This window comes from Hyphomicrobium sp., assembly GCF_003987855.1.
Lineage (GTDB): Bacteria > Pseudomonadota > Alphaproteobacteria > Rhizobiales > Hyphomicrobiaceae > Hyphomicrobium_B.
Window position 1 is genome coordinate 167,227 of sequence record NZ_RXIZ01000014.1, and the last position, 8,762, is coordinate 175,988.

10 protein-coding genes are annotated in these 8,762 nt (G+C 61.2%); 2 read left to right on the top strand and 8 right to left on the bottom strand.

Annotated elements, in window-relative coordinates; genetic code table 11:
- Positions 1 to 250: 250 nt before the first annotated feature.
- Both EKK30_RS12910 and EKK30_RS12915 read left to right on the top strand, forming a co-directional pair.
- Entirely contained in the window at positions 251 to 415 is a 165-nt protein-coding gene (locus EKK30_RS12910; RefSeq protein ID WP_290985724.1) for a hypothetical protein, read from the top strand.
- Between the two features lie 175 nt (positions 416 to 590).
- Positions 591 to 878: a PilZ domain-containing protein gene (locus tag EKK30_RS12915; RefSeq protein WP_290985727.1), complete on the top strand. Its 288-nt coding sequence runs from the start codon at positions 591 to 593 to the stop codon at positions 876 to 878.
- 83 nt (positions 879 to 961) lie between these two features.
- Here EKK30_RS12915 and EKK30_RS12920 read toward each other — a convergent pair whose 3' ends face one another.
- The 8 genes from EKK30_RS12920 to EKK30_RS12955 form a co-directional block, all read right to left on the bottom strand.
- Entirely contained in the window at positions 962 to 3,169 is a 2,208-nt protein-coding gene (locus EKK30_RS12920) for an ethanolamine ammonia-lyase (protein ID WP_290985730.1), read from the bottom strand.
- A gap of 168 nt (positions 3,170 to 3,337) precedes the next feature.
- Positions 3,338 to 3,610 carry a hypothetical protein gene (locus tag EKK30_RS12925; protein WP_366927340.1) on the bottom strand — a complete coding sequence of 91 codons (273 nt, stop codon included), beginning with the start codon at positions 3,608 to 3,610 and terminating at the stop codon, positions 3,338 to 3,340.
- A 158-nt stretch (positions 3,611 to 3,768) separates the two neighbouring features.
- Positions 3,769 to 4,599, bottom strand: a complete 831-nt coding sequence (locus tag EKK30_RS12930) for a pentapeptide repeat-containing protein (protein WP_290985734.1) — start codon at positions 4,597 to 4,599, stop codon at positions 3,769 to 3,771.
- 127 nt (positions 4,600 to 4,726) lie between these two features.
- On the bottom strand, positions 4,727 to 6,373 hold the full coding sequence (locus EKK30_RS12935; protein ID WP_290985737.1) for a phosphoethanolamine transferase: 1,647 nt from the start codon (positions 6,371 to 6,373) through the stop codon (positions 4,727 to 4,729).
- A gap of 104 nt (positions 6,374 to 6,477) precedes the next feature.
- Complete coding sequence (locus EKK30_RS12940) at positions 6,478 to 7,245, bottom strand: N-acetylmuramoyl-L-alanine amidase (RefSeq protein WP_290985757.1); 768 nt, start codon at positions 7,243 to 7,245, stop codon at positions 6,478 to 6,480.
- Positions 7,245 to 7,973: a DnaJ family molecular chaperone gene (locus EKK30_RS12945; RefSeq protein WP_290985738.1), complete on the bottom strand. Its 729-nt coding sequence runs from the start codon at positions 7,971 to 7,973 to the stop codon at positions 7,245 to 7,247. Before EKK30_RS12945 ends, EKK30_RS12940 begins: the two co-directional genes overlap by 1 nt.
- A 175-nt stretch (positions 7,974 to 8,148) precedes the next feature.
- Entirely contained in the window at positions 8,149 to 8,478 is a 330-nt protein-coding gene (locus tag EKK30_RS12950) for a DUF2852 domain-containing protein (RefSeq protein WP_290985740.1), read from the bottom strand.
- Between the two features lie 82 nt (positions 8,479 to 8,560).
- A partial coding sequence (locus tag EKK30_RS12955; protein ID WP_290985743.1) for a DUF2852 domain-containing protein occupies positions 8,561 to 8,762 on the bottom strand: 202 nt, incomplete at its 5' end.

Sequence of the window (8,762 nt, forward strand, 5' to 3'; positions counted from 1 at the left end):
CAAGAAATCTCTTCGATGAACTTTGCCATCGGGCGGGAGCGCGCTTGAAATGCAGTGGGGTGAAAGCTCAGTTCCGGAAAAACGCCGGGGTTCGCCGGAGCGAATTCGACTGGCGCACATCCATGCACGACAACTTTGCAATTCGGTTAAGGGTCCGCCTCGTCACACAAAAACATATGTCACCGATGTAACGGAACAAGCGATTCGCTCGCCCGTTTTCTGCTCATCGAACCGGGCGACGGAGCCGAAGATGTACGACGATGAATGGATGACGAGGTTTACGGCGAAGGCGGCGCCGCGATTGAAGGCCCTCTTCGAAGCCGATGTCGACGAACCTTCGCTCCGGCTGGAGGAGCTCCTTCAGAAGTTACGAGAGCGTGAAGCGCGAACGGCCGCGTTGCCCTTGGCAGCCTAAACAGCGAGCCTGCGGAACTGATTTCATCAAATAACGGCGTGAGGCGTCGGGCCGGAGCGAACCAACGCTCCGGCCGAATTCTGTCCGGAACCAGACCTTGATAAGCGATCCTTAAATTCGCTGCGCTAGATGAGGGTCTTGTTCACCCGGTATGATCTGGCGTTTGATCTGGCGAATGAAATACAACGGTACTTTGCAGCGGCGCGGGATCAGTCCGCGACTGAAAACCTTCCTATTGGGAGCGGTGTATACCATCGAAGGCTCCGAGCCTGCTGAATGTGTGGTGATCGACTTCTCTGCAACCGGGGCCAAAATCTATATCGATCCCGGCCTGGAACTTCCGCGCCAGGTCAGACTGACGATCAAGCAGCGTAATCTCGATCTAACGTGTGTCGTCGCTCATCGGTCGGGTGAGACCGCGGGCCTAAAATTCGTGAAGGACAACTTGGCAGAGCGGCGTTAGCGACGGGCCGCATCGCCATCGTAATCTACGCGCGGCCTTGGCTGATCGCGCCTTGAATTTCCGTCCTACACCAAGACGGCATATTAAAATGCGGCAGCGCGCATGTTGTGCGAGCGGTCGTGAATAGCGCGTTCCAGCCGATTGCCCGCCGCCTTGGTCGTCAGGATCTGGTTGACGCGCTCGGCGATCTGGACGGCGGCTTCACCGGGCGGCAAACCTCCGGAATAGATGTTCGAGATCACCGTGTATTCGTAACGGATGTCGGGATTGCCGCTGAACTCGACGGCATCGGCCTTCGCATCGTCGTCGAGGCGATAGGCGATGTAAGCGGACATGCTGCGCGATGCGAGCGCATCCCCGCCTGGGCGTTCGCCGATCAAGTTGATGATGAGCTTCGGCTGTAGCGCGTCGCCCAGCGCTTCGGCGAGCTTCACGCGGCCGTAGGGCGCGAGGATGGGTTTTCCAGCCGTGATGCGCTGCTCCTTCAAACCGTCGAGCAGCGCGGGAAGAAGATCCGGGATGTTGTGATGCACGGCTTCAGCGGATAGGCCGTCGGAGACGATGATCTGCACGTCGACGCCTTCCGGCGCGAGTTCGGCCACCGCCTCGTCCGATGGCTTGGCACCGAGATCGGGATGGCTCAGGTGATCTGCCTTGGTTTCGGCCGAGGTTGCGAGGCGGCGGAAATCGATGCCGGCGAGCTTCTCGGGCGTGACCTCGGCATAGATAGCTTCGCGAGCGGCGGCAAGGTTCGCCTTGATCGCGCGCGAGACTTGTTCGGTCGGGCGCGGGCCTGCGCTTTCAAAACCGTAGGCCGCCGGCAGGTTTTTACGCAGCCGCTCGAATTCTTCCTCCGAGCAGAAGATCTTTGGATTGCCCCAGTTCGGACCGCGCTCGACCTCGCCATCTTCATCGCGCACGAAGATGCCTTTTGAGATCGCCCAGTCGAGAAACTCCGGCGCGGGCGTGAGGCCGTGGACTTCGCGCATGGTCTGGTCGTCGTGACCGCAGGTATCGAAATAGGCGAGCATGCGGTCGATGGAGAGATAGACGTCCATAAAGTAGTTGGCGCCCGCAGCCGTCAGCAGCTCGGCCGCGATCTGCTGGCCTTCCATCGTGATTTCGGAATGCAGCGTGTAGCAAGGCGCCATGCCCATCGGCAGGCCGAGGAGCTTGCCCATGAAATGATCCTGCAGATTCGACACGATCATTTCGAAATTAGAGCGATGCGTTTCCGGGCCGATGAAGCCGGTGACGTTGTTGACCATGAAGGGGTCGTAGCGGCGCGCGACCCCGTAGCAGAGCGCTTCCGTCGTCGTCATGTCGATGTCGTTGTGCTTGCCGTAGGTGAGCTCGCTGCCCTGCCCGGTTTCGAAGTACATGAACTGCTCGGCTTCGCCCGCAAGCGGTCCGTGCTTGGCCATGGTGGTGTAGGCCTTGTCGAGCAGGTCGGCGGTGCAGTCGAATTCCTCGATGAGCGTGCGGTCCGTGCCCGCGAGCGACTGAAACATGATCTCGACCGGCGCTCCGCTTTCGAGACAGGCGAGCTGGGTCTTGACGTGCGACAGCACGCAGATTTGCGTCGGAGCCCCGGTTTCTCGGCGCAGCCTGTCGAGATGCTTCAGCGCTTTGGTGATGTTCTCGACGGTATCGATCGCGGGGTTGAGCCCGAGCAGCGCATCGCCCGAGCCCATCGAAAGGCCGGTATAGACGAGGGCCGACATCGCATCGAGATCGTCCGTGGGATGGTTGGGTTGCAGCCGCGACGACAATGTTCCCGGCGCGCCGACGAGCGTTCTCGCCTTGCCTGAGCGCTTCAATTTCTTGGCGGCATAGACGAGTTCGTGCACGTCCATCAATTTGGCGATGGCCGCCGCCATGACGCCGGTGAGCGCGCGGCCGAGGCGCTTGGCCTCCGCGGCCTTGGCGCGCAAAAGCGTGTTTTTCACCTCGCCGAGCGTCTTGGATGCGATTTCGGCAAAGGTATCGCGGTCGATCTCGTAGTTGATCCGCATGACGGAATCGACCTGACCTTTATCGTCGGTCAGCGGCCGGTCGTAGAGATGCTGAAGCGTCAGCCCCGAAAGGATCGTGCGGGCGGCTTCGCGTTCGACGTCATCCCTGGCGGCGAGGCCGCAGTTGCGGTCGCCGGCCTTATCGAAATCGGCGGCGCCCAGAAGAGCTTTCAAGCCGCGAAACGTGTAAGTCTTGTCGAAGAGCGAGATCTCGTAGGTCTCATCGGCCCGAGGTTCCGGAACCTCGATCTGCCGCCACGGCTTCAGCTCAAGCATATGCACCGCCCTCGTTGCTGGTAGCGAGCGCATGTCGGACGGGACGTTCCAAGCGCCCGGCCGCGCGCCAACCTCACGCGCTAACAATAAGCGTGGTTCCTGACACGCAAGTCAAGTTCCTATGAGGATCGCTTACGCGTCGTTTGCGGCTAAGCCTGCGGTGCGCTGCTATTGCCGCAACTGGGCGGCGCGACGGGACACTTCCGTCTGGCTCACCTCACCGGCATCGACCAGCGCATTGAGGCAACGCGGCGACAGCTTCTCGCCGACCGCGCGCATGCAGTGGCGCACTTCAGGGCTGTCCGAGGCGAACTGGCTGCAATAGGCGTAGTAGTCCCGCGAGCAGGCGAGTTTGACGTGGAGGCTGACGGCGTTGGCGCCGCTGCTGCCTGCCGCGACGGCCGCAATCAATCCAATCGCAATCGATGCACACGAACGCAAACGGACAGCTCCGCCTCGCTTCAGCATATCGGCACCCTGGCTTTGGTATGAGGTCTTAAGAGAGTGACAACGAACCATTTAACAACGGTTAATGGCTGTGCAGTTTCTCAGATAATCGCCCGCGAACCCCGCGCGAGCCTGACGCCGCGGTGCGCTCGTCAGCGCTGAGCGCGATCGAGGTTCACCGCCTGGTCCAATCCCTTGGCTTCGCCGATGCCGATCGCGCCGACGAAATTTGCGCCATCGAGATCAGCGCGCGAGAAGTCGGCCCCTGTCAGATCGGCGCCGGAAAAATCAGCGCGCGAAAGATCGGCATTGGCAAAGTTGGCACCATGAAGATCGGCGCCCGTGAACTTCGCGAACCAGAGAACGGCGCGCTCCATGTTGGCGTCCTGCAGACGCGCGCCGGAGAAGTCGCAGTATTTCAGGATGTTTCGATAGGTGGTCGCGAGCGTGCCCTCGCCCGGGCGGCCTTCGAGAGGATAGAAGTTCGCCCGCGTCAGGTTCGCGCCCCGAAAGTCGGAGCCCGACAGTTCGGCCTGGACGTGCACCTCCGTCAGGTTGGCTCCCGCGAAATGGGGTGCATCTTGCGTGTTGGCGGACAAATCCTGATAGATCGTCGGGCGCAGAATGGTGGCGCCGGTGAGGTCCGCGCCGGATAGATCGGCACGGATCAGGACCGAGCGATCGAGCCGCGTATGCGAAAGGTCGGCACCCTTCAGATTGGCGCCGGTGAAATCGGTGCCGTAGAAGTCGGAGCGCGCGAGGTTTGCGCCTTTGAAATTCAACTCCGAGAGGTCGAGGTAGGCGAGGAACTTGCCGGACAGATCGGGCTTCGCGCCGGGCTTGGCCTGAAAAAGGACCGTGGTCACGGCCTTGGCGCTCATATCCGCCTTCATCGAGACTGGCCCGATGGGCTGATCGGCCAACGCTCCGCAAGACGCGGCCAGCGCGGCGATGAACGACAGAGCAGCAAAAATCCGAACCATGCTCAGGCCTTCCAAACGTTTCTGATACGGATCATGCATGAGTCCGGATGACCGGGGATAAGTATTTTTCGTCGCGGCAGCCCGGCGAGGGAGGCGCACAGTAACGGAGCCGCGCTACATTATTTCGTTAGGGCGCCAAAAGGCCGTAGGCTTTCTGAGGCTTGCCTCGACAGGCGGCGAACAGGTCGAGGGCCGGGTCATAAACGCGCGTCGTGACGTTCATGATGCCCAGCACCGAGTGAAAAAGATTGTCGTGCCCCGCCCGCGCACTGGCGCGATCGAGCATGCACTTTTGATCGATGCCGCGCTCCTTCCGAAGCGAAGGCGACAGCCACATCACCATCGGCACGTGGATTTGGGCTTCAGGCGCAAGCGCGTAGGGCATGCCGTGAAGATAGAGGCCGCCTTCACCCAGGCTTTCGCCGTGATCGGAGACATAGAGCATGCCGGCATCGACGCCGTGGTCGGCCGCGCCCGAGAGCACGCCGATCAGGCGCGCGAGAACATGGTCGGTGTAGACGAGCGTATTGTCGTAGGCGTTCACGATCGCTGAAAGCTCGCACCGGCTGAACTGCGAATCCTTGCATGCGGGTGTGAAGGTCTCGAACTTCGGCGGATAGCGCTTCCAATAGGCCGGGCCGTGGCTGCCCATCATGTGGAGCACGATGACAGTATCCCCCTCGAGTTCGGCGATGCGTCCATCGATGCCGTCAACGAGAATGTCGTCGCCGTTTTCGGTGCTCGGAAAGAACGTCGGCGCAACGTGTCCCGTCAGCGTCTCGGTCGGAACGCGGTCGCATACGCCTTTGCAGCCGGCTTGGTTTTCGCGCCAGAGAACGTCGACGCCGGTGCGCTTCAGGATGTCGAGAAGGTTCTCACGGGTCTCGGCCTTCGCATTCGAGAACGCTTTCCGATCGAACCCTGAAAACATGCACGGCACAGACTGCGCGGTGTCGGTCCCACAGGAGTAGGCGGCAGGGAAGTTGATGAGATCAGGGGTCTTAGAAAGCTCGGGATTGGTCGTCCGCGCATAGCCGTTGAGCGCGAAGTGATCGGCGCGCGCCGTTTCGCCAACGACAACGATGAAGAGCGATTTGCGCGTGCTGCCCGTTGCGGCTCGTCGCGCGTCCTCGCCGTATTGCTCGATGACCTTGGCTTTCTTCCGGCCCTCGAGCCGCAAGTAGGAGGTGACGGCCGAGATATAGTTCAACGGCGTCAACGTCATCTTCAGCTCGCGATGCTCGCGGCCCAGCGAGAGCACATCGCCAATCATCGGCATCAATGCCGCCAGACAAAGAACGGTGGCGGCAGCTGCGTAAGCGAACTTCGCGCGCAAGTCATGCGCCCACGACCGCTCCGTCCAGGGAACGAGACAGAAGGCAATGGCTGGAACAAAGCCCAAAATGGCAACGTAGCCGATGAGCTTCCACGTGATGAGGTCACTCGTTTCGCGGGTATCGGTTTCGAGAACGTTGCGCACCATCTGAGCGTCAATGAGGATGCCGTACTCGCTCATGAAGTAGGATGCCGCCGCCGTAAGCGGCAGCAGAATGAGAATTACGGCGCGGAGCAGCGGCTTCAATGAAACAGCGAGCAGTGCGAGATAAGCGATCGAGCTGATCACGACGCCCGCTGCTGCAAGGAACAGCCAGTCGCGCGTGCTGTGCGGCGAGACGAGATCGTGAAATTTCCGCCAGAACGGCTGGTTCAGAACCAGCGCGATATAGAGCGCAGCAATAAGCGCGAGGATCTCAGGGCGCCGTGGATTCAGCACGGTTCTGTCCGTTTATCTCTTTGCCTGCGGTCGCTGCGGTGCTGACAGCGGTTGCGCTGTTCGTCAGCCGGCGTCAGGCATCAACATCACCTGGCGGTAGGGCGTCAAGCCGCGGCGCGCTTGCCGGCCGCTTCAATGAGCTGCTCCAGCGTAATTTCCGTCGAGCGATCAAGCCTGCCGTCGACGCGGGCCGGGCGAAAATGCAGTTGAAAAGCGCGGAGAACTTTTTCCGTGCTCGCATCGAGCGTACCGGTGAGTTCGATACCGTACCCATAGGAGCGCAGGAGTTTTTGCGCATCGAGAACGTTCGGCCCCTGAGCGCCAGGGCCTAAGCCCTCATCGCTCTCATCGACCGGATGCGGTCGCACCCATCGTCCCAGTCCTTCTTTCGCAAGAAGATGCCAATCGAACTTCTCGCCAGGATCGATCTTGCGGCCGGGCGCGACGTCGGAATGGGCGAGAACATTTTCCGGCGCGATGGCGTGGCGGCGAACGATGTCTTGAGCGAGCGCGATGAGGCCGCGCATCTGAGCGTGTGAAAAATCGGGGTAGCCGTGCTGATGGCCGGGGTTGTGGATTTCGATGCCGATCGAGTGCGAATTGATATCCGTCTCGCCGTGCCAGGACGAAGCTCCGGCATGCCAGGCGCGAAGTTCCTCCGGAACGAGCTGCGTGACCTCGCCATGTTCATCGACGACGTAATGGCAGGACACACCGCTCTCGGGGCGCGCCAACCAATCGATCGCCTTCGCCGCCGACGACATGCCGGTGTAGTGCAGGAGAAGGATCGAAGGCTTGACGCCGCCGCGTCGCGGCTCGTGATTGTGAGCCGGATGAACGGCATTGGCGAGCCCAAAGTCCGGCGCGAACATCACGGCGCGGATTCCAGCTCGCGTTCAGCACGCTGGCCTCGTTCTTCCAGGATTGCGTCGTAAGCTGCGGTGATCGCGGCGAGGCGCCGTTCGGCACCAGCCAGGAATTCCTTCGGCACGCCTTTCGACACCAGGGCGTCGGGATGATGGCCTTTGACCAACTCGCGATAGCGCGCCTTGAGTTCCTTATCGGACGCGAGCGGCGAAATGTGCAGCACCTCGTAGGGGCTGTCGAGGTCGACGACGAAGCCGCGGCGCACACAGCGGAACTCGCCTTTGCTGAGGCCGAAGATTTCCGCGACGTGCGCGAGATAGCGATCCTCCGAGGGATGCAGCACGCCATCGGCGCTGGCGATGTGAAAGAGGCACTCGAGCACCGAGATCTTGATGTCGGGCTGGCCCTCGAGGATGTGCGCGATCTGCGCGGCATAGATCTCGTAGCCGGCGACGTCGCGGCTCGCGAGTTCGTAGAGCTTGCGGACGTGCGCGCACTCGCTCTCGGGGACCTTGAACTGGCGCTTGAAAGCCTCCGCTTCGATGGGAAGCGAAACGCCGTCCGCCTTGCTCATCTTCGCTGCGAGCGCCACGACCGCGATCGTGAACGCAACGCGCGATTGGGCGGGCGTTTGAGTTCCCTCGAAACCGAAGGCTTCCTTGATGTGCTCCAGCGCGGAGCGCAAGCCCCCACCGTACGCCACGACAGCGTTCTTCAAGAATTGCCAGGACATCGGCCGTCCGTGATTTTGTCGCCTCGATACACGCCCGTTCGCCGCAACGGCCGTTCGATCACAATAGACGACGCGGCACGATAACACCCCTAAAAATTCAGCAACCTAAGGGGAAAAAGGCGAATTCCTGATATGCGAGTGAAGGAGCGGCAACTTACCGCCCCTTCTCCTCAACTCAGGCGAGGGTGCCGGTTCCGGAACGGCGCGAGTTCAGGAAGGCCTGGAACGCAGCGGCGTCCGCCGCTCTGCGCAATCCGTCGAGATATTTGCGAAATTCGTCCGCTTCCGCCTCAAGCGTTCGCAAAGTCGTCTGCCGGTATTCGTCGAACGCGCGGTTGCCGGTTTCGCCGGACCGAGCGCCGTCAAACCTGCGGTTCAGACCGGCGCGACTGCATCGCGCTCGCAGGACCCTCCGCATCACGAAGATGGCCGTGATCAACAGGAGGGCGACGCCGATGAAATGAAACATCACGAACATCGGCGGAAGGGGGTGAAGGTGGAACATCGTCGCTCATTGCTCCGCTTGAAAGACCGCGTCAGGCAGAAAAGAACAGGGCAGCGGTTGCCGCCCTGCGCAGGGGTCAAATTCAAGTCGTTGCGCCGACGTTGGGTTCCGGACGGTCGCGACGCTCGGCCATGAACTGGTCGAACTCGGACTTGTCCTTCGCTTGGCGCAACCGGTCGAGAAATGCCCGGAACTCGCGCTCTTCCTCTTCGAGGCGCTTGAGCGTCGCCTCGCGATAGTCGTCGAAAGCCTTGTTGCCGCTGGAATAAGCTGCGCGACCGAAG

Excerpts from the sequence above, each read along its gene's own strand:
- EKK30_RS12910 (WP_290985724.1), top strand. The coding sequence starts at position 251 with ATGTACGACGATGAATGGATGACGAGGTTTACGGCGAAGGCGGCGCCG.
- EKK30_RS12915 (WP_290985727.1), top strand. The coding sequence starts at position 591 with ATGAAATACAACGGTACTTTGCAGCGGCGCGGGATCAGTCCGCGACTG.
- EKK30_RS12920 (WP_290985730.1), bottom strand. The coding sequence starts at position 3,169 with ATGCTTGAGCTGAAGCCGTGGCGGCAGATCGAGGTTCCGGAACCTCGG.
- EKK30_RS12930 (WP_290985734.1), bottom strand. The coding sequence starts at position 4,599 with ATGGTTCGGATTTTTGCTGCTCTGTCGTTCATCGCCGCGCTGGCCGCG.
- EKK30_RS12940 (WP_290985757.1), bottom strand. The coding sequence starts at position 7,245 with ATGTTCGCGCCGGACTTTGGGCTCGCCAATGCCGTTCATCCGGCTCAC.
- EKK30_RS12945 (WP_290985738.1), bottom strand. The coding sequence starts at position 7,973 with ATGTCCTGGCAATTCTTGAAGAACGCTGTCGTGGCGTACGGTGGGGGC.
- EKK30_RS12950 (WP_290985740.1), bottom strand. The coding sequence starts at position 8,478 with ATGTTCCACCTTCACCCCCTTCCGCCGATGTTCGTGATGTTTCATTTC.